Consider the following 21,386-nt stretch of genomic DNA (forward strand, 5'->3'; position numbering starts at 1 on the left):
TTATATTATATCAGTTTCTTATTGATTTAAAATATTTTTACATGAGTTTAGCTATGTTATTTGCAAACTCTATAGGGTCTTCTATTGGCAAGCCTTCTATTAGTCTTGCTTGGTCATAAAGGAGATTTGTGTAAAGTTTGAATTTTTCTTCATCATTTTCAAATGCATTTTTTAGTTTTTCATAAATTGGATGATTAGGGTTTATTTCAAGTATTTTTTCTGCTTTAATCATGTCTCCTTCAGGCATTTGTTTTAAGACTTTCTCCATTTCAATAGAAATTTCTCCTTCACTAGCTAAGCATACAGGATGATTTTTTAATCTCTTTGAAAATCTGACCTTTGATACTTTCCCTTCCAACAGTTCTTTCATCTTATCGAATATCTCTTTGCTTTCTGTTTCTTTTTCCTCTTCTATTTTTTCTTCTTCAATACCTAAATCTTCGCTAGATATCGATTTGAACTCTTTGCCTTTGTAATCTCTCATTACTTTTAATGCAAACTCGTCTACCTCGTCAATGAGATATAGTATTTCAAATCCTTTCTCTTTGATTAATTCAGTTTGAGGCAATTTATCTATTAGTTCATAATTATCTCCTGAAGCATAATAAATGAACTCTTGCCCTTCTTTCATTCTTGATACGTATTCATCTAAAGTTACTAATTTCTTTTCACTTGAAGAGTAGAACAGCAAAAGATCTTCTAGTTTGTCTTTGTTCATACCGAAGTCTTGGTAAATTCCATATTTTAATTGTTTTCCAAAGTTCTTGAAAAACTCTTCATATTTTTCTCTATCTTCTTTTAGCATATTAAGAAGTTCTTCTCTTATTTTCTCCTCAATTTTCTTAGCCATAAGCCTTAATTGTCTATCATGTTGAAGCATCTCTCGTGATATGTTGAGTGAAAGGTCTTCAGAGTCAACTACGCCTTTAACAAAGCTAAAATAATCTGGCAATAGTTCTTTGCATTTCTCCATAATCATTACGCCGCTAGAGTACAGTTCGAGTCCCTTTTCATATTCTCTCGAATAATAGTCAAAAGGTACTGTGCTTGGTATATACAATATTGCGTTATATCTAACTGCACCGTCAATGCTAAGGTGTATCCATTTTAATGGTGTGTCAAATCCAAATCTCTTCTCTTGATAAAAGTTTATATAGTCTTCATCTGTCAATTCATTTTTATTTCTTCTCCAAATAGGAACCATGCTGTTGATGACTTTTTCTACTTTTATAGTTTCATATTCATCAGAGTCTTCTTTCTTCCTATACTCTGAAACTTCCATTTTGATTGGATAACGTATAAAATCAGAATACTTCTTGACCAAGTTCATCAAATTGTATTCATCTAGATAGTCATCGTAGTTTTCATCTTCCGTGTTTTCTTTTATCTTTAGTATTACTTCTGTTCCATATTCATCTTTTGTAGTTTCTTCAATAGTGTAACCGTCAATTCCCTCTGATTCCCATTTCCATGCTTTATCAGATCCAAAAGGTTTTGTTATCACTGTAACTTTGTCTGCTACCATGAAACTTGAGTAAAATCCGACTCCAAATTGCCCAATTATGTCATATCCATCTTTTATTTCATTTTCTTTCTTGAATTGTAAAGACCCACTTCTAGCTATGACCCCTAAATTGTTTTCTAGTTCTTCTTTAGTCATACCTATGCCTGTATCTTTAACACTTAAAATTCTGTTTTCTTTGTCAAAAGAAATCTTAATATAATAATCGTCTTTATTGAAGGTTATGCTCTTGTCTGTTAGTGCTTTATAATATATTTTGTCTATGGCATCCGAAGCATTTGATATAAGCTCTCTTAGGAATATCTCTTTATGAGTGTATATTGAATTTATCATTAGATCCAATAGTCGCTTGGATTCTGCCTGAAATTCTTTTTTCTCCATATTCATACCTCCTCGACATCATTAGCACTCTTTTTGTTTGAGTGCTAATAATAAATTATCATATTGATTTTTCTTTGTCAACATCTCTCCAAAACTTATTTAGTTTTGAATGCATCTCTATAATGCTATTAATTCTCTTATGATTTGACCATTCGCTAGGCATGAGATTTTTATATTTATTAGTCAAATACCTATCGTCTATTAAAAGTACAGCTCCTTTGTCATTTTCTGATCTTATAACTCTGCCAACTGCCTGCATCACTTTATTCATACCAGGGAAAGTGTATGCGTAATCAAATCCTTTTTTGTATAATTTTTCAAAATAGTTTTTTATTATATCTCTCTCAAGTGAAATTTGAGGCATCCCAACTCCCACTATAACAGCACCTATCAATTTATCACCAACTAAGTCTATGCCTTCTGAAAAGCTACCTCCTAGTACGCAAAATGATATCATATCATTGTTTAAAGTAAAGTTATTCAAAAATTTTTCTCTTTCTTTCTTGGTTAAGCTCGATTCTTCTTTCATAATGTATAAATCTGGATATTTTGAATTGAAATCATCATATACTGTGTTTAAATAAGCATATGATGGAAAAAATACAATGTAATTTCCCTTTTTAGCCTTTACAAAATTATATATGGTTTCAGTAATTTGAGGATATGTTTCCAAACGATCTTTGAACCGAGTTGAAATGTTTCCATTTATCAAAATTAATAAATTTTCTTTTTTAAATGGAGATTTTAATATCATATGATAATCATCTTCATCTGAGCCGAGCAAATCTTTGAAATAATCTATTGGGGTAAGTGTTGCTGAAAAATATATATTTGCCCTGTTGTCAGAGGTTATGTTTTTTATAAATTTTGAAGCATCTAAACAATAGAGTGTGAGTGAATGATTTTCAATTGCTTTGTCAAATTTAACAACATAATTTTCCCCATAAAATTCAGATATCTTTAAGAAAGTATTTAAATTAAAGTAAGTCTCTAAGCATTTGTCATAGCATGGTACATCTTTTTTATCCACTAAAAATTTCTCTAAAATTGCTAAACTCTTGCTAATAGGCCAGTATATGTCATCAATTTCTTCATTTTGGTATAGTCTGCGATTATTTAAAGCTTCATTTACTTTAGTTTCTATTCTGTTTATAACTTTTTCCAAGTCTTTTGTCTTTTTTATTTCATTATCTTTTAATATACTTAAAGTTTCTTTGAGTAAGCCCGTGTTTAATGATGCAGAGTACATCTCCCTAGCTCTATCTATTAAATTATGGGCTTCATCAACTAAAAATATGTTTTCTCCATTGTTAAACTCAAAAAATCTCCTCAAATAAACTTGGGGATCGAATGCATAATTATAATCACAGATTATCATGTCAACATAAAGACTTAAGTCCAATTGATATTCAAACGGACAAACTTGGTGTTTTCTTGAATATTCAATGATTACATCAAAAGAAAATAGGTCTTCATTGTTAAATATGTCTATGATAGCTTCATTTACTCTATCATAGTGACCTTTAGCGTATGGGCAATCTATTGGGTTACACTTTATTTCATCATTTAGACAAATTCTCTCTTTTGAAGTTATTATGGCTGTTTTTAATGATAATCCATTTTTCATGAGCATTTTTACTGAATTTACAGGTGCTTCTTGTGTTAAAGTCTTTGCTGTTAGATAAAAAATCTTATCTAACCCATAGTTTTCCAATGCTTTTAAGCTTGGAAATATAGTTGACATTGTCTTCCCAATACCTGTTGGGGCTTTTACAAATAATCTTTTCTGATCTTTTATTGCAGTATATACACCTACTGCTAAATCCCTCTGCCCTTTTCTGTAATTGTCAAAAGGAAATTCAATCTCTTTTATCGACAAATCTCTTTTTATTTTCCATTCTTCAACCATTTGCGCAAATACTATATATTTATCTAATAGAGAATAAAAAAATGCTTCAATTTCATCTTTATCATATTTTTTTATGAATTTCTTTATTGTTTCCGTTTCTATGTTAAAATAAGTAATGCTTATTAAAATATGATTTAAGTTTTCTTCTCTCTGGTAGATAAAAGCGTAGCAAAGGGCTTGCGCTGAGTGCAAAATGCTGATTTCTTCTTCTAGATTTTCTAGATTTCTTGTAGTGGTTTTGATTTCATCTATAATCACATTCTCATCTTCAAATAAAATCCCATCAGCTCTGCCATCTATATCAAAAACAAATCCTTTGTACTCCAAGGTAATAGATAGGGAGACTTCTTTTAAGTCACCTTTCTTATAACTACTTTGTATCTTTTGATGTGCTAAAGTACCTTCTAAAGCTCTTGACTTTGACATGAATCTATTGTCAATATCCCCTGATCTCAATGTAGTTTCTATTAAATTTCTTACTGATAATCTTATATGCTTTTGCATTTATTTCTCTCCGATATTGTTATAACTACATTATATCAGAAAACAAGTAACAGTTATGGATAATATATCTCCTTTACATATTCTTCTTTAATTTGCCAAATATTCGCTTGAACTCGAAATATATTCCATTCCTCTATTTCAAATATTCTTATCCAGCTTTCAATAATTTTCTTTTTCTCATTCGTAAAAAAGTGTGCATTTGAACCTACAAAAAATTCAAATTCATTTTTAAATCCCTTTAATTTTAATTCTTTTAAATATTCTTCATGATCTTTTTCATCTTTCGGAATGTATAGATGATTTAATACATAATCCCATTTTTGTCCATCAAAATAAATGACTTCATCTTCTGGCACTTCTAGTTCAAAGCATACACTTCCTTCAATTGGCCTATACATGTTTTCTTTGCTGATTGAACACCATATCGGCATTGAAACATAATCTGGTTTTGGCACTTTTTTAGAAGCTTCTTTCACAAACCATTTGTACAGTTCAATAAAATGATCTGCTATTTCTTCATATTGAATTCTTATGTATTTCTCTTTATTGACAAAAACTTTATTTTTTTTAAGTTCTTCAAGGCTTCTTTCATCTTGTCTTGTCCACAACCTAACATTGCTCACAATAATCACCTCAATCTTTTATTTTTATTTACCCTAATTTTATGTATAATATTCTTAAAAGGTGGGATAGTATGGGTAAAATTTATATAGATAAATGCAATGAATATGTCTATGAAGAAGTAATAAATGTTGTAGGTAAAATGCTTAGTAACATCCCTGAAATTCAGGATTTAAAGATAGGAACAGTGCTTGTAAAGACAAATTTGTTAAAGAAAAACAAACCTGAAGATGCAGTTACAACTCATCCTTTTGTAGTGGAGGGGGTAGTGAGATTTTTCCAATCAAAAGGGCATGAAGTTATCATAGGAGACAGTCCTGGTGGTCCTTTTAATCCTCATATATTAAAAAACTTTTATACCCAGGCAGGTTTAGTAGAAGTGAGCGAAAGAACAGGCTGTAAACTCAATTACGATACTGAAACAATTGATGTTAAAGTTGAAAACGGTAAAGTCGTTAACACCTTGAAATTAGTAAAAGCTTTCGTCGATTGTGATTATGTAGTTTCTTGTGCAAAACTTAAAACCCATACTATGATGACTTATACTGGTGCTGTAAAGAACCTATTCGGGACAGTTCCAGGTGTAAATAAAGCAGATTATCATTTGAAGATGAATGATACTTTAGATTTTGCAAATTTATTAATTGATATTTGCGACTATATAAAGCCAGTTGTATCAGTAATAGATGGTATCCATGCTATGGAAGGCAATGGACCTTCAGCTGGAGATATCAGGAAATTGGGGTTGTTGTTTGCAGGTGCTAATCCTTTTGAATTAGATTATGTTGCAAGTGATTTAGTAGGTATAAAAAATCCTCCAACTGTCACAGAGTCGCTAAAAAGAGGTTTGTTCGACACAGCTTCTATTGAAAAAATCGGACTGGATTTTGAAAAACTAAATATAGTACCGTTTAAGCTCCCAGAATCCACACATGTAAATTTCATATCTGGAAAAATACCAAAGTTTGCCGAGAATTATGTACTTGATAAATTCAGACCTTACCCATATGTTAATAAAGAAAAATGTATTGGCTGCGGGATTTGTAGTGCAAATTGCCCTAAAAAAGTCATTACCATAAAAGATAAAAAAGCAAATATAAATACAAAAAATTGCATCAGATGTTTCTGCTGTCATGAACTTTGTCCAGAAAAGGCTGTTTCAATAAAAAGGCATCCTTTGCATAAATTAATATTTGGTGAATAGAAAGGGGATTTTTATGAAAAATTACAGAATTGATAAGGATAATACGGTTATGCTTATGATTGACATTCAAGAAAGACTTGCTCCTGCAATATTTAATTCACAAGAAATAATCAAAAATCAAAAAATATTAATAAAAGGCTTAAACAAATTAAATATACCTATTATCTACACTGAACAATATCCAAAAGGATTAGGTAAAACATTAAGCGAATTAACAGATCTATTGGAAGAAAAAGTTGCTGTGGAAAAAATAGTTTTTAGTGCTTATACAGATGAAGTTAAAGAAAAGATTAAAATGTTAAATGTAAAAAATATAATAATAACTGGAATGGAAACTCATGTATGTGTTTATCAAACTGTTCGAGATTTGGTAGAAGGTGGTTACAATTGCTTTGTAATTAAAGATGCAGTAGGCTCAAGAACAAAAGAAAATTATGAAAATGGATTGTTTATGATGAATGATTTAGGGGCTGTAATATCAAACACTGAGACAATTCTGTTTGACTTAATAAAAAAAGCTGGTAGTGATGAGTTTAAATTCATATCAAATCTAATAGAGTAGGGGGAATTTAATCCCCCTCTCACACCACCGTACGTGCCGTTCGGCATACGGCGGTTCAATTCAAATAATAATCTAAACAACTAATGAGTCCTCGCTTTGCGAGGATTTCTTTTGATATCTTTCGTAACCCGGTGGTTTTAGCCACTGCCTGATAGTGGTTTCCAAATCCAACAGACTGTCTGGCCATCCATTCCGGTACACCAAGTTTTCTTAATCCCCACATTCTCTTCTGACTGGTTTTCCACTGTTTCCAAATCACTATACGAATTCTTGTACGCAAGTGTTCATCTATTCGTGACATATTCCATTTCATCTTTCCAATTCTAAAGTAGTTTATCCAGCCCCTGATTACCCAATTTAGTCTCATGATTCTATCGTCCATGCTGATTGACCATGAGCGTTTTGTGAGCTGCTTGAGTTTACTCTTAAATTTAACTACGGAGTCCTGATGAGGCCGAACCTCCCATTTACCCTCCATTTTCACGAAACCGAATCCCAAGTATTTTAGTCTTGTTGGTTTTGTGGTTCTTGTCTTTTCTGCATTGACTTTAAGACCGAGTTTTCTCTCTATCCACTTTGTTATGGTGTTCATAACTCTGTTGGCGGCAGCATTGCTTCCTACTGCTATGACGCAGTCATCTGCATATCTCACAAAATGTAGCCCTCTCGCTTCCAGCTCCTTGTCCAGTTCATTTAGCATGATGTTACTGAGTATTGGAGAGAGGTTACCTCCTTGTGGGGTTCCCCTGTTGGTTTCCACATATTTTCCCTTTTCCATTACTCCTGCCTTTAGATACTTGGCTATGAGTGATTCTGTATCAGGGTCTTTTATGATTTTTCCTACCAGGGTCATCAGTTTGTCTTGTGGTACATTATCAAAGAACTTCTCCAAGTCTATATCCACTACGTAGATATATCCATCATTAAGATACTCCAATAGCTTGATGACTGCCTGTTGTGCACGCCTACCCGGTCTGAAGCCGTAGCTGTACTCGCTAAAATGTGGCTCCACTATGGGTGTGATTACCTGCACTATTGCCTGCTCTATGATTCTGTCCATCACCGTGGGTATCCCAAGTTTTCTTACTCCACCGTTTGGCTTTGGTATCTCCACTCTAAGCACCGGTTGTGGTTTGTACTTTCGTTTTCGGATACGCTCCTTGATATCTTCCCAGTTTTCTTTCAGATATTCATCTATTTCGTCAATACTTATGTTGTCTATGCCTCCTGCTCCTTTATTGGCTTTCACTTTCTTGTATGCAAGCAGCATATTTTCTCTTGATAATATCTGTTCCATTAGTTGTGACATGATTTGTCTCCTCTTCCTGTTTTGCTTTCATGCATATTAGCCTTACCTCCTGTGAACCCTTCGCTCCGTTACGTCTTCGCTACTATGGTTCTCGTCAGGCCTATACACTTACATTCGTAAGTCCATTTGACTTTGAATTGTTTGGTCCTTCCTTGTTTCCAAGTACTATGACCTCTGCTGACTTCTCATGGTTCGTTGTTACTACGGTTTTGCCCGTCCATAAGATCTCACGGGATAAGCCGAATGTCTTTCCTCGTCTACCTGCCTGATCTACCTGCATGGGTTACGATTGCCTTTTGGACTTCACAGCTCTATGCCAGTTTATCCTCCAAGCAGGCCTTGGTATCAGGTTTCTGTCCGTCAGGCTACGATTTCGCTATTGCTTCCTCTCGCCCACACCTCGCGATGTGAACCTTGCAAGTCGCTTTAGGGTTCGTCGGCAACCACGCCCCTTGTGGACTTTCACCACAGACAGACGACATGCCCGTCATACATAAAATAAATGAGTGCTTGCACTCATTTATTTTGTATGTTCCGGTCTTATTGAGACGATTTCTATGGCTTTAGTTATTTCTTTTATTACATCTGCAACATATTGAGTTTCCATTTCTTTAATCTTAGAATACACTTCACCTATTTCTGTGACTGAATACATGCCTGGCAAATTATTTAAAGCCAATGCAGCGATATCTAGTCTACATTTCTCACAATTGCAGACTGAGTCAAATTGAGGCAAAAGCTTATCTACATAGGATAGTACTAAATCTTCCATGTGGTTATGCAGCTTCATAGAATCATCTCCATATTTATATTTGTTAATTTCACTATAACATAAAATTTAAAAAACAACACTAAAAAGTGTTGTTTTTTAACCAAATCTTCCCGTTATATAATCTTCAGTACGTTTGTCCCTTGGAGTACTAAATATAAAATCAGTTTCATCAAATTCTATGAGCTCTCCATTTAAGAAAAAAGCTGTTTTATCAGAAATTCTAGCTGCTTGCTGCATATTGTGAGTGACAATTATTATTGTTATCTCTTTCTTTAGCTCTTCAGCAAGATCCTCAACTTTTAATGTAGAAATAGGGTCAAGTGCTGATGTAGGCTCATCCATTAACAATACTTCCGGTTCCACAGCTAGCGCTCTGGCTATGCAAATTCTCTGCTGTTGTCCTCCAGATAATGATAGCGCGTTCCGTTTTATCCTGTCTTTAACTTCATCCCAAATAGCTGCTCTTTTTAAGCTTTTTTCAACTATTTCATCCAATACAGACTTCTTTTTTATTCCATGAGCTCTAGGCCCATATGCAACATTATCATATACTGACATGGGAAATGGATTCGGTTTTTGAAAAACCATTCCTATCCTAGTCCTTAGCTTAGTTACGTCTATTTCTTTGTATATATCTTCTCCATCGAGTAAAACTTCTCCCTCAACTCTTACTCCTTCAATCAAGTCATTCATTCTGTTTAGCGTCCTTAAAAAAGTTGACTTGCCACATCCAGAAGGCCCTATAAGAGAGGTTATTTCCTTTTCTTTAATTTCCATGTTAATATTTTTAAGTGCTTGAAAATCTCCATAATACATATCAAGGTTTTTTATGCTAAATTTATTTTCCATATTATTCTCCTCTAAATCTTACTGAATTTTTTGGATATGAATTTTGAAAGAGCATTGAGTATTATAATAATTATTATTATAACACTACCTATTGCACTAGCCAATTCTATATTTGCTTCTTCTTTAGCAACTGTATAAGCTTTTACTGTTAATGTTGATCCAGACTCGAGTAATGAACCTGGAATTTTCGCTGCAGTACCTGCAGTTAGTAATAGAGCTGCAGATTCCCCTATTATACGACCTATACTTAAAATTATCGCAACGACAATGCCAGGTACTGCTGTTGGTAATACAACTTTTGTAATCGTGTAGATCTTATTTGCACCTAATCCGAAAGACGCTTCTCTATATGAATCAGGTACTGCTTTTAAAGACTCCTCAGTTTGTCTAATTATAACTGGCAATAAAATGATACTTAAAGTCAGTGCTCCTGCAAGCAATGAATATCCGAGATTTAGTGTCATGACAAATAAAATCATGCCAAATAAACCATATATTATAGACGGTATACCTGCCAAACTTTCAGTTGCAAACCTGACTAGATTGACAAATTTACCTGGCTTTGCGTATTCAACTAAATAGATTGCTGCAAATACCCCTATAGGAACTGAAAATAATAATGATAAGCCGATCATCATAAGCGTGGTTATGATCATAGGGAATATCCCGCCGCCCTGTTTAGTAATTCTCATTGTAACAGTATCTTTATTTACATTATTTAGTATCTGATTTACTTCTTCAACACTTTTCCCTTCAACATTTATCCCATTTACCCTGTTTATGATGTCTTTTTCACTAAGAGCTAAGGGTTTTCCTTTGTTATTTATGGCATCTTCTACTAAAGATGTGTCTTCTATCTCTTTAATGACTATTACTTTTTTTTCTTTTGATCCTTTTTCTTTTATTGTGGTTTCTTCTAATATTAGCCCTAAAGGATTTTGCGAGCCTTCACTTAACTTCACATCAACATATGCAGATGTAGAGTCGAATTGACTAGTAAGAAAATATAAATCCACATGAGGAAGTCCTTTAGAAAAAATAAAACCTAAAATAAAAACAAGAATCCCAATAGTAAAAAGAGTAGCAATTCCAATAAGCCCATATATAAAACTTTCTTTTATATTTATTTTCTTTTTCATTTTAGAACACTTCCTCTAGTAATCCTGCTTAATATTAAGTTTATTAAAATAATAAATACAAATAGCACAACTCCTGTAGCAAAAAGCATTTCTTGATGTAGTCCAAAGGCGTAACTCATCTCCATCGCAATATTTGTAGTAAGTGGTCTTATCGGTGAAAAAATGCTCTTAGGCAGTCCTGCAATTGGATTTCCAGCAACAAGCATCACCGCCATAGTCTCGCCTATTGCTCTACCTATCCCAAGCACTACGCCCGCAAGTATACCAGACTTTGCAGCGGGTAATACAACTTTAAATATCGTATAAAGTTTAGTGGCGCCTAATCCGAAAGAGCCTTCTCTATACGCATCAGGTACAGAATTTATAGCACTTTCTGTTATAGTAATCACAGTTGGTAAAATCATTATCATAAGTACAATAATTACTGCAAGCAATGACTGCCCTTGTGCTTGAGGAGAAATCTGCATGATCCATGGGACTATGACTCCTAGCCCAAATAGTCCATATAATACAGAGGGTATCCCTGCTAGCATCTCTACTGCTGGTTTAATGATTTTTTTTGCCCATTTGGGTGCGAGTTCAGCAATAAAAATTGCAGTGAGTATCCCGACTGGAACTCCAAGTATAATTGCTCCAAAAGTCGCAAGTAGTGAACCGACGATCATGTACAAAATGCCAAACTTGCCTAAACTAGGCCTCCACTCTAGTCCCGATAAAAAGTCAATCAAATTGTAATTTCCCTCTGCGTTGCCAGGTATAAACGGCTGCAATCCTCTATAAAACACAAAAAATGCTATCGCCGCAACACTAATAATTGCCACTGTAGCATTAAATAAAAATAAATAATGAGCTAATTTCTCTTTTAATTCATTTTTTTTATCTAATTTCATATCCTTTTCCATATAGAGTCTCCTTATGTATTTAAGTAAAGCTAAGCTTAAGCTTAGCTTTACTTATTCTGTATTTATTTTACTCTTATAGCGCCATTTTCTTCAACTATATTTTGTCCTTCTTCACTCATAACAAAATCTAGAAAAGCTTTTGCTGGTTCTGTTAAATTTTCCTCTTTGTAGACAAATATGAAAGGTCTTGAAATTTTATAAGTTCCATTAATTACATCTTCTGCTGTTGGTTCTACTCCTTCAACTTTTAAAGGTTTTACAGTATTGTCAAGGGAAGAGAAAGATACATAGCCAATAGCTTTAGGATTCCCTGCGACAGTTGTTTGGACGTTCCCATTTCCTTCAGCTATCAAAGCTTTTTGAGTTAATTTGCCTTCAAAACCTAATATTTCCTCAAATGCTCCCCTTGTTCCGGATCCATCTTCTCTAGAAACAACTACTATTTCTTCGTCATTTCCACCTAGTTCTTTCCAATTAGTTATTTCACCAGTGTAGATTTTTGTAATTTGGTCTATTGTTAAATCTTCAACTGGATTTGCTGGATTGACTATTACTCCAATCCCATCATATGCGATTGTTAGTTCTTCTATACCCCAAGCTTTTTCTTCATCTTTTATTTCTCTTGATGCTGTACCGATTTGAGTAACTCCATCTGCTGCATTCTTAATTCCACCAGATGATCCTATTGCTTCATAAGTTCCTACTACATCTGGATTTAATGCCATAAATTCTTCAATCAATGCCAATCCTACTTTTTCTACTGAAGTCGAACCTGATAAAGTCAATGGACCACTTAAATTTTGAGGTTCTTCCGCTACTGGTTCTTCTGTTCCTGGTTCCTCAGTAGGTGGTGTTTCATTACCTGATGTACAAGCCACTAAAAATACTGACAGCGCCAACATTAAAACTAATATAAAACTAAACTTAGATCTTTTCACTATTAATCCTCCTATCAATCTTTTCTTTATTGTTCTCTTATATAATACGTTTTTTCTATTAAGAAACAATATAGTGAATGTTAAGAGTATGTAAAATAAAAGCTTCCATTTTTATATTACCCAAATGGAAGCTTTTTAGTCAATTTACTAAAAAATTAAATGAAGTATCGGCGCAGTCAATAAAATGGAAATAGCTACTCTTTCTAACCATATCAAAATATAATCTTTCATAGTTAAAGGTATTTCTGTTCCCATCATGCAAGGGATAGATGCAGAGAAAAATAATATCTCTGATACACTGACGACCGCTATCAAAAATTTAGTTATGATGTCTGCCTCAGTAACTAAAAGTGCAGGTAAAAACATCTCTGCAATACTTAAAGCGCTAGCTTTAGCTGCAAGCATAGGTTCTGGAACTCTTGTTATGTATGTAAAAGGATAGAAAATGTACCCGATAACATCAAATATTGGAGTGTATTCAGCTAACAATATTCCAAAAACTCCTATTGACATTAGCAAAGGTCCAATAGACAAAGCTAATTTTACCCCATCAATTAAATTGTCTTTCACACTTTCAAAAACCGTCGGCGCTTGATCAAATGCTTTCATACCCTCTTCCATAGCCAATTTAAATCTGTTTCCTTTGCATTCTTTTTCTTTTATGCCTTCAACGCCTTGGTAATAGTTATTTGGTTTTTTATTTAAAGGATAAATTCTAGCAGTTATCGCTGTTACTACAAACGTAATCACTAATGTCAACCAAAAATACAACAGCCAGTGCTCCATTATGCCCAATGTGTTTGCGACTATGACCATAAATGTCGCTGAAACTGTAGAAAATCCCGTTGCTATAATTGCAGCCTCTTTAGCTGTATATTTTCCTTCTTTATATACTCTATTGGTGATTAACAATGCTATAGAGTAGCTGCCGACAAAAGAAGCAACAGCATCAATCGCAGATCTACCAGGTGTTTTCCATATTGGTTTCATTACAGGCTGCATAAATACACCAACAAATTCCATAAGACCATAATTCACTAAAAATGCTAAAAATATGGAGCCTATAGGTACAATCATAGTAACTGATTTTACTATGCTGTTGTAAATAAATGGGATTACATCCTCATTCATTAAAAATTCTGGTCCTTTATTAAATATTGCCATGAGTACGAAAACAATACCGAACAACTTAAAAAAAGAAAATATTTTCGTTGTTATTGACTTTTTCCATTCCCCTTTTATAAATGGCAATACACCACCTAAACAAACGATGATACCCACATAGATTGGACTAAAATATGGGATGTTTTTTACAAATGTCACTATGTGGTCAATTGGAATAGTACTTTTTCCACCTATTTCAATAGGGATAAAAAACATGAATATTCCGACAAATGAATATAAAATGAATCTAAATATTTTACTACTAGTTATTTCTACATTCTTTTGCATAAAAGTCCTCCTTTTTCATTACCCAGGCATAAAGCCTGGGCTTATTTTACTTATAGTATTTATCTACTAAATTTTTTACCAACTCGTCATCCGCTACAAATGGCAGTGTAATATGATCTGTTGAACTATTTCTATAATTATACTCAATCGCTGTTTCAATGGAGTTTTCGTTTCTTGCCCATGCTCTTCTTGCTACACCATTCATTACATCCCATGGCATTGCACGTCTTAAAATTTTATCAACACGTTCAGAGCCATCTAATACCATGCCGAAACCGCCATTTATAGCTTTCCCTATTCCAACTCCACCTCCGTTGTGCAAAGTCACTAAGCTCATGCCCCTTGCAACATTCCCTGCAAAGCATTGAGTTGCCATGTCTGCCATGATATTACTTCCATCTTTAATATTTGCTGTTTCCCTAAATGGTGAATCAGTACCTGAGACATCGTGATGATCTCTGCCCAACATTATCGGCCCGACTTCTCCATTTCTAACCATTTCATTGAATTTAAGCGCAATTTGTGTTCTTCCAACTTCGTCTTGATATAGAATTCTAGCTTGAGTTCCTACGACTAGATTGTTCTTTTCAGCATCTCTAATCCAGTTGTAATTATCTCTATCTTGATATCTTCTATTTGGATTTATGCATTCCATAGCTGCTTTGTCAGTCTTAATTAAATCTTCGTGTTTCCCACTTAAACAAACCCATCTAAATGGCCCATACCCATAATCGAATAACATTGGCCCCATTATATCTTCAACATAAGATGGGAATATAAAACCTTCAGAATCATCTATCCCATTTTTAGAAATTTCAGTTACACCCGCATCATAAACCGCTTTCATAAAGCTATTGCCATAATCAAAGAAATAGGTTCCCCTGTCTACTAGTGTTTTAATCAGTTCAAAGTGTTTTCTTAAAGACTTATCCACTTCTTTTATAAAGTTCTCTTTATCCTCATTTAGCATCTTAGTTCTTTGCTCAAATGTCAAACCTTGTGGACAATAGCCACCATCATAGACAGCATGGCAAGACGTTTGATCAGACAATAGTTCAATGTGAATATTATTATTTACGGCATACTCTAATAAGTCAATGATGTTGCCATGATAAGCTATCGCCTTTGCTTCTTTTTTACCTGCATATTCAAAAGCTTTGTCAAAAACTATGCCTAAATCATCATAGCATTCATCAATCCATCCTTGTTTTAATCTCGTTTCAATCCTTGAATAATCAACTTCTGCAATGACACCTACTCCATTAGCTATTTTTGTAGCTTTACCTTGTGCGCCACTCATTCCACCTAATCCAGAACTTACAAACATATGGCCACTCAAATCTCCTTCAGCAGGTATCCCCAACTTCATTCTTCCTGCATTGAGAATAGTGTTGAATGTTCCATGTACGATTCCTTGAGGTCCAATGTACATCCATCCCCCGGCAGTCATCTGCCCATAGTTTGCAACTCCCATAGCTTGAGCTTTAATCCAATGTTTCTGATCATCAAACATTCCTACCATGAGAGCATTTGTGATGATTACTCTAGGCGATTCCTTTGAAGATCTAAATAATCCCAATGGGTGCCCTGATTCAATAACTAATGTCTGCTCATCTGTCAATTCTTCAAGGTATTTTTTCGTAAGCCTATACTGCATCCAATTTTGAAAAACTTGACCTGTTTCACCATATGTTACAAGTTCATATGGATATAGTGCTACTTCAAAGTCCAGATTGTTATCTATCATAACTTGAAAAGCTTTACCTTCTATACACTTTCCTTTGTATTCATCAATAGGTTTACCATAGATTCTACCTTCTGGTCTAAATCTATATCCATAAATTCTTCCTCGGGTTAGTAGTTCCTCTAAAAATTCAGGTGCTAATTTTTCATGCAATTCTTCTGGAACATATCTTAATGCATTCTTTAAGGCAATTTCAGTTTCTTTCTTAGTAAGAGTAACCTCTCTCTTTGGAGCTCTACGGATTGATTCGTCAAATTTAGGATAATCAGGCAAGTAATTATCTAATTTTATTTGCATTGATTCTCCTATTGTTTTGTTATCATACATTTTAATTCCTCCCATTTTTCTTATATACAATTTCCCCGTTTTTTATAACTGTATTAGTATGATTTATTCCGAAATGATAAATCATATATGCCACATTTGGTACATCAAAAATAGCAATGTCAGCTTTTTTACCTACTTCAATTGATCCAACTTCATTCTCTCTTCTTATGGCACAAGCTGCATTTATAGTGGCAGCAGTGAGCACTTCCTCAGGTGTCATTTTTAAAGTTATAGAAGCAAAAGACATCATAAGCTGAAGATTCTCACTAGGACAGCTCCCAGGATTGTAATCAGTTGCAATAGCTACAGCCACATCATTTTCAATCATGAATCTTGCATCAGCAACTTTCCCTTCTTGAAGATTAAAACTAGTTCCAGGTAAAAGCACGGCAATTACATTTCTCTCTCCCATTTGCTTTATTCCATTTTTGCTAGCACTGATTAAATGTTCTGCTGATATGCAACCTATTTCACTGGCAAGTTCTGCTCCGCCAATAGAAACGATTTCATCGGCGTGTATTTTGGGGATTAAACCATGTGATTTAGCGCTTAGAAGTATTTTCCTAGATTGTTCTATGGTAAAAACACCTTCTTCACAAAAAACATCGCAGAATTCAGCTAATTTATTTTGTGCTATATATGGAATCATCTCATTTACAATTTTGTCTACAAAAGCATCAGCATTGTCCTTGTACTCAGTTGGCACCGCATGGGCTCCCATGAAAGTGGGAACTACATCGATAGGATGATTCTCATTTAATTTTTTTGCTACTTCGATTTGCTTTAATTCAGTCTGAAAATCACCTATTCCATACCCAGATTTTGCTTCCACAGTAGTTACACCATATTCAAGCATTATGTTTAAACTCTTATATGCCTTTTCATATAGCTCTTCGAAAGAAGCTTGTTGAGTTGCCCTTGCGGTAGAATGAATTCCTCCACCACTAGCTAGAATTTCTAGATATGATTTTCCTTCTAATTTCATCGAAAACTCATTTTCTCGACTGCCACCATGCACAAGATGAGTATGAGGATCAATAAGCCCAGGTGTAACTAATTTACCAGTTGCATCAATAAATACAGTATCTTCATCAGTAGATATATAATCTGGAAGTTTGCCTTTTCCAACATAGATTATTTTATCTTCAGATACTGCAATAACCCCATTTTCAATTAATCCTATCTCTTTTTGTTTTTTGTTCTTTCTAGGTTCGTTGCCACCACTTACCGTAGCTAAATTTGAAATGTTTTCAATAACTAGAGTTGCTTTCATCTAATCATCCTCTCTATTCAGTCATCCTTTTTTCAAGTATTTGAGTCTTTTCAAAGTTTTCCAATTTCAAGTGATAATCAGCCACATCAATCAATGCATCCATTGGCACTAAGCCTATTATTTCACTGCCAATAACGTTTACCCCATATCTGTTGGCTTCTCTTTCAACTGTGTCAAACACTCTAAACAGCGGAGTCTTAGTATAATCAACCATGTTTATTGAAACTTGAACAATATTTCTCTCAGCTATTTCTATACCCAAAGCTTTGCAGTAAGTAAATCCCCCTGTCTTTGCTCTGATAGCTTTAGCTATCTTTTTAGCTATATCTAAATTATTAGTCCCTAAATTTATATTGAAAGCTACTAGAGGCATTCTAGCCCCAACTGCAGTAACCCCTGACTTTTCATTTAACTCTCTTGGTCCATAATCAGGAGCCCATTCTTGTAATTGTAGTTTTTCTTTCATTCCTTCATATTGCCCTTTTCTTATATCAGCTAGATTTTCTCTGTGAGGAGCAGAGGCAGATTTTTCATATAAGTACACTGGAATTGAAAGTTCATTTCCTATCCTTTCTCCGAGTTTCTTAGACAATTCCACACACTCTTCCATGGTAACATCTGAAATAGGGATCAACGGAATGACATCAGTCGCCCCCATTCTTGGATGTTCTCCTTTGTGAAATCTCATGTCAATAAGTTCACTAGCTTTTTTAGTGGCTAAAAAAGCAGCCTCAATAACCTTTTCTGGTTCTCCAATAAAAGTAACTACACTTCTATTGTGGTCTTTATCCATTGAATAGTCTAAAAGTTTTACACCATCAACTTTTCTTATCTCATCTAAAATCTTTTCTAGTTTTTCTTTATCTCTGCCTTCGCTAAAATTTGGAACACATTCAATTAATTTACCCATTTCAATCCCCCTAAATATTCTTTGATATTTTTATATGCAATTTTTGTACCATACTTGTTGATTAAGAAGTTCTCATATTTGAGCCTTTCAAATTTTGCATTTTTAAAAGTGTTTGAAAATAAAACACATAAATAAATAATTGACAGTTTCTTTGTCTATAAATTATACTTTTTGTTGCTTTTTAAAACACTATCTTTCTATGTTGTGTTTTCTCATTCTATAAATAAGACTTTGCCTTGTAATCTTCAGATATTTTGCAGTTTTTGTTACATTCCACTTGTTTTTTTCAAGAGCTTCCAATATCATTTTTCTCTCGAATTCATTAATTGAGCTATCAATATCATTAGATTGACTGATAACACTTTCCTTGTTGTCGTTAAAGATTATTTCTTTTAAATAATCAGGGATATTATCTAGTCTTAAATATTTTTCATTATCTAATGATCTGACCATTATATTTTCAATAAAATGTTCTAACTCCCTTATATTCCCTGGCCAGTTGTAGCTCTTCATTACTTGTTTAAGTGAATTTTCAATCCCAATTATATTTTTGTTCATTGCCTTATTAAATTTTTTAATATAATAATCAGAAATCTCAAATATGTCACCTTCCCTCTTATTTAGAGGTGGAATATATAGATTATATCCAGAAATTCTGTAAAAAAGATCTTGCCTTAATCTTCCTTTTTCAATTAGTTCGTAAGGATCTTCATTCATTGCACTTATAATTCTGCATTTTAATGGAAATGTTTCTTTCCCACCAACTCTTCTGACACTCTTTTCTTGAAGAGCTCTAAGTAACTTAGTTTGCATATTTAAAGGCATTGTATTTAGTTCATCTAAAAATAGTGTGCCTTCATCAGCTTCCTCAAAAAGTCCTGATGAATCCACAGCTCCTGTATATGCACCTTTTACGGAACCAAAAAGAATAGTTTCAAGCAGATTCTCTGGTATTGCAGAACAATTGATTCCAATAAAAGGGAACCTCTGCCTTTTCCCAAAGTTGTGTATGCTCTGCGCAAATACTTCCTTGCCAGTGCCGGTTTCTCCAACTAAAAGTACGCTGTTGTCAAGCCACGATAGTGCTTCTGCCTCTTTGATAAGCTTTTTCATAATATCTGACGAGCCAATGATATCAGAAAATGTAAATCTTGTTCCGTTGTTAAAAATGCTCTTTTCTAAATTGTCATCCTTGAAAAAGTTTCTCTTTAATTCAGCAATTTCGCTAAGTAAATTTTGAAGCTTCGTCTCATCTTTGCTTATTGAATACACGCCAATCGTAGTTCCGTTTAATATAATAGGGTATGTAGAATAAGATTTGTACACTGGTTTCCCATTGTGAACTGCATGAGCTTTATACCTATTTACTATGGGTTTTCGAGTCTTTAATACTTGCATGTGTTCAGATTTATTTTTATCGCTATAACCATATGCATCCCATATATATTTTCCAATCATTTGATCTTTAGATTTTCTCTCTAAATCTTCCATAGCTTTATTGTAAATAACAACTTTTCCATCTTTATCAGAAAGCAATACTCCATCATATAAATTTTCAACAATTTCTTCAAGACATATTGCTTTTGTCAAAATATCATCATAATTGCCGATTGGTTCGAATATAATTAAATTAAAAGCCTCTATTTTATATGACTTGATATTATATAAATTGTTTGAAATTGCATAATAAGAATTTTTAACATTAAAATCTAGACTCTCAAATTGTTTGAGATCATCATTAGCTATTTTTCTCAATTCATCAGATAAATACAATATTCTTTTCCCATCGGAAACGATAAATAGATTAAATATGTTGTTTATTACTTTAACTATATATGTAAAGTCCATAAAAATCACCCCATGCTTATTTAAGTCAATTATATCACAAAAGATGCCAGCTTATTTGCTGACATCTTTATCCTTCTTTAATAGATCTCTGATTTCTGTAAGTAAAATGACTTCTTCACTAGGTTTAGGTGGTGCTGCCACATTCTCTTTTCTCTTGGACTTCTCAATAATTCTAATCATCATAAATATTGCGAATGCTATAATTAGAAAATCGATAACATTTTGTATAAACATCCCGTAATTAATTGCAAGTTCAGGTGTTTCTCCTTGAGCAGGCGAAATTACATACTTTAATGAAGCAAAATCAACCTTTCCTAAGATGATCCCAAGAATTGGCATGAATATGTCATTAACAAGTGATGAGACGATTTTCCCAATAGCACCGCCTATTATAACACCAACTGCAAGATCTAAAACATTTCCTCTACTTATAAACTTCTTAAAATCATTCCACATTAAACCACTTCCCAAAATAGATTTTTTATATATATTATATATACCCATAAATATATACGTGAAGTATATATAGCTGTTTTATTTCATCAAGTGCCCAAACAAACTCACTGGTCAATAAAACAACTATTTATGCATTGATGAAGTTTGAATTAAAGTCGCAAGGAGATTATCATCCTTTTTAAGTAAATAACTTACCTATTAATGCTTAAACCATCTGTGTTTGCTTCAATTAGTGCAATTCATCTAATGCTTTTTTCAAGTCTGAACAATTTTTGTATTTTTCCCTTTCACGTTTCAGTCTATCAGCAACTATTGCGTCTATCTCTGTTTGTGTGAAGCCTTTGTTTACGCAGTTACGAGATTGTGTAACCGGATTTATATTTTATAATCTTATATATTTTTTTATATCATCTAATTATGATCATAAAAATACCGCTTTTAGTTATCATGTCTTAGCGGCTTATTAATTATCTTTAACTGCCCATATCACTCTAGCTATCTCGTCTTCTTGATCTGTCTCAGTATCTCCATCATCAAATTCAATTTCATATGCCTACGGAAGAATATCTCTAGGGTACGCATGAACTATTGTTCCTTCTCTACCGTCTTGTAATTTTACAACGTCTAATTCACAAATTTTCATTTAATCATAACCTCTATCTACATTAATTGTAGTCAATCGTCGTATTTTAGAATCTTTTTTGGATGTAGCATTATAACAGAGAGAGGAGTTTCAATTCCTTATAGGTAGGCTAAATACTGTT

General features: G+C 33.5%; 18 protein-coding genes. 2 read left to right on the forward strand and 16 right to left on the reverse strand.

What is annotated here, in order from left to right; genetic code table 11:
• Positions 1–37: 37 nt before the first annotated feature.
• From htpG to BO51_RS04035, 3 genes are read right to left on the reverse strand one after another with little or no spacing between them, the layout of a single operon-like run.
• Positions 38–1,903: a molecular chaperone HtpG gene (htpG, locus tag BO51_RS04025; protein WP_496484202.1), complete on the reverse strand. Its 1,866-nt coding sequence runs from the start codon at positions 1,901–1,903 to the stop codon at positions 38–40.
• Positions 1,904–1,961: 58 nt separating this feature from the next.
• A complete protein-coding gene (locus tag BO51_RS04030; protein ID WP_496484204.1) occupies positions 1,962–4,316 on the reverse strand; it encodes an ATP-dependent DNA helicase in 2,355 nt (784 codons plus the stop codon).
• A gap of 53 nt (positions 4,317–4,369) precedes the next feature.
• On the reverse strand, positions 4,370–4,939 hold the full coding sequence (locus BO51_RS04035) for a DUF3841 domain-containing protein (protein ID WP_496484206.1): 570 nt from the start codon (positions 4,937–4,939) through the stop codon (positions 4,370–4,372).
• 71 nt (positions 4,940–5,010) lie between these two features.
• Between BO51_RS04035 and BO51_RS04040 the strand changes: the two genes are divergently transcribed.
• Together BO51_RS04040 and BO51_RS04045 are read left to right on the forward strand one after the other, a co-directional pair.
• Positions 5,011–6,141, forward strand: coding sequence for a DUF362 domain-containing protein (locus tag BO51_RS04040; protein WP_496484208.1), 1,131 nt, complete (start codon positions 5,011–5,013; stop codon positions 6,139–6,141).
• A 13-nt stretch (positions 6,142–6,154) separates the two neighbouring features.
• Entirely contained in the window at positions 6,155–6,703 is a 549-nt protein-coding gene (locus BO51_RS04045; RefSeq protein ID WP_496484210.1) for a hydrolase, read from the forward strand.
• 55 nt (positions 6,704–6,758) lie between these two features.
• Here BO51_RS04045 and ltrA read toward each other — a convergent pair whose 3' ends face one another.
• The 13 genes from ltrA to mscL form a co-directional block, all read right to left on the reverse strand.
• On the reverse strand, positions 6,759–8,012 hold the full coding sequence (ltrA, locus tag BO51_RS04050) for a group II intron reverse transcriptase/maturase (RefSeq protein ID WP_496484212.1): 1,254 nt from the start codon (positions 8,010–8,012) through the stop codon (positions 6,759–6,761).
• Between the two features lie 100 nt (positions 8,013–8,112).
• Positions 8,113–8,292, reverse strand: coding sequence for a hypothetical protein (locus tag BO51_RS04055; RefSeq protein ID WP_496484214.1), 180 nt, complete (start codon positions 8,290–8,292; stop codon positions 8,113–8,115).
• Positions 8,293–8,532: 240 nt separating this feature from the next.
• A complete protein-coding gene (locus tag BO51_RS04060; protein ID WP_496484216.1) occupies positions 8,533–8,802 on the reverse strand; it encodes a late competence development ComFB family protein in 270 nt (89 codons plus the stop codon).
• A 78-nt stretch (positions 8,803–8,880) separates the two neighbouring features.
• Entirely contained in the window at positions 8,881–9,633 is a 753-nt protein-coding gene (pstB, locus tag BO51_RS04065) for a phosphate ABC transporter ATP-binding protein PstB (RefSeq protein WP_496484218.1), read from the reverse strand.
• A gap of 11 nt (positions 9,634–9,644) precedes the next feature.
• Positions 9,645–10,772, reverse strand: a complete 1,128-nt coding sequence (pstA, locus tag BO51_RS04070; RefSeq protein ID WP_496484220.1) for a phosphate ABC transporter permease PstA — start codon at positions 10,770–10,772, stop codon at positions 9,645–9,647.
• Positions 10,769–11,674 (reverse strand): phosphate ABC transporter permease subunit PstC, encoded by a 906-nt coding sequence (gene pstC, locus BO51_RS04075; protein WP_496484222.1) that lies wholly within the window; start codon positions 11,672–11,674, stop codon positions 10,769–10,771. Before pstC ends, pstA begins: the two co-directional genes overlap by 4 nt.
• Positions 11,675–11,736: 62 nt before the next feature.
• Positions 11,737–12,612: a phosphate ABC transporter substrate-binding protein gene (locus BO51_RS04080; RefSeq protein WP_496484223.1), complete on the reverse strand. Its 876-nt coding sequence runs from the start codon at positions 12,610–12,612 to the stop codon at positions 11,737–11,739.
• A gap of 147 nt (positions 12,613–12,759) precedes the next feature.
• Positions 12,760–14,064 (reverse strand): YjiH family protein, encoded by a 1,305-nt coding sequence (locus BO51_RS04085; RefSeq protein ID WP_496484224.1) that lies wholly within the window; start codon positions 14,062–14,064, stop codon positions 12,760–12,762.
• Positions 14,065–14,110: 46 nt separating this feature from the next.
• On the reverse strand, positions 14,111–16,135 hold the full coding sequence (gene hutU, locus BO51_RS04090; RefSeq protein WP_496484225.1) for a urocanate hydratase: 2,025 nt from the start codon (positions 16,133–16,135) through the stop codon (positions 14,111–14,113).
• Position 16,136: 1 nt separating this feature from the next.
• Positions 16,137–17,408, reverse strand: coding sequence for an imidazolonepropionase (gene hutI, locus BO51_RS04095; protein WP_496484226.1), 1,272 nt, complete (start codon positions 17,406–17,408; stop codon positions 16,137–16,139).
• A gap of 13 nt (positions 17,409–17,421) precedes the next feature.
• Positions 17,422–18,318 carry a glutamate formimidoyltransferase gene (gene ftcD / locus BO51_RS04100; protein ID WP_496484227.1) on the reverse strand — a complete coding sequence of 299 codons (897 nt, stop codon included), beginning with the start codon at positions 18,316–18,318 and terminating at the stop codon, positions 17,422–17,424.
• Positions 18,319–18,507: 189 nt separating this feature from the next.
• Positions 18,508–20,166, reverse strand: a complete 1,659-nt coding sequence (locus BO51_RS04105) for a sigma-54 interaction domain-containing protein (protein WP_496484228.1) — start codon at positions 20,164–20,166, stop codon at positions 18,508–18,510.
• Positions 20,167–20,217: 51 nt separating this feature from the next.
• Positions 20,218–20,622, reverse strand: coding sequence for a large-conductance mechanosensitive channel protein MscL (gene mscL / locus BO51_RS04110; RefSeq protein WP_496484229.1), 405 nt, complete (start codon positions 20,620–20,622; stop codon positions 20,218–20,220).
• Between the last annotated feature and the right edge of the window lie 764 nt (positions 20,623–21,386).

Source organism: Soehngenia saccharolytica DSM 12858, assembly GCF_059568515.1.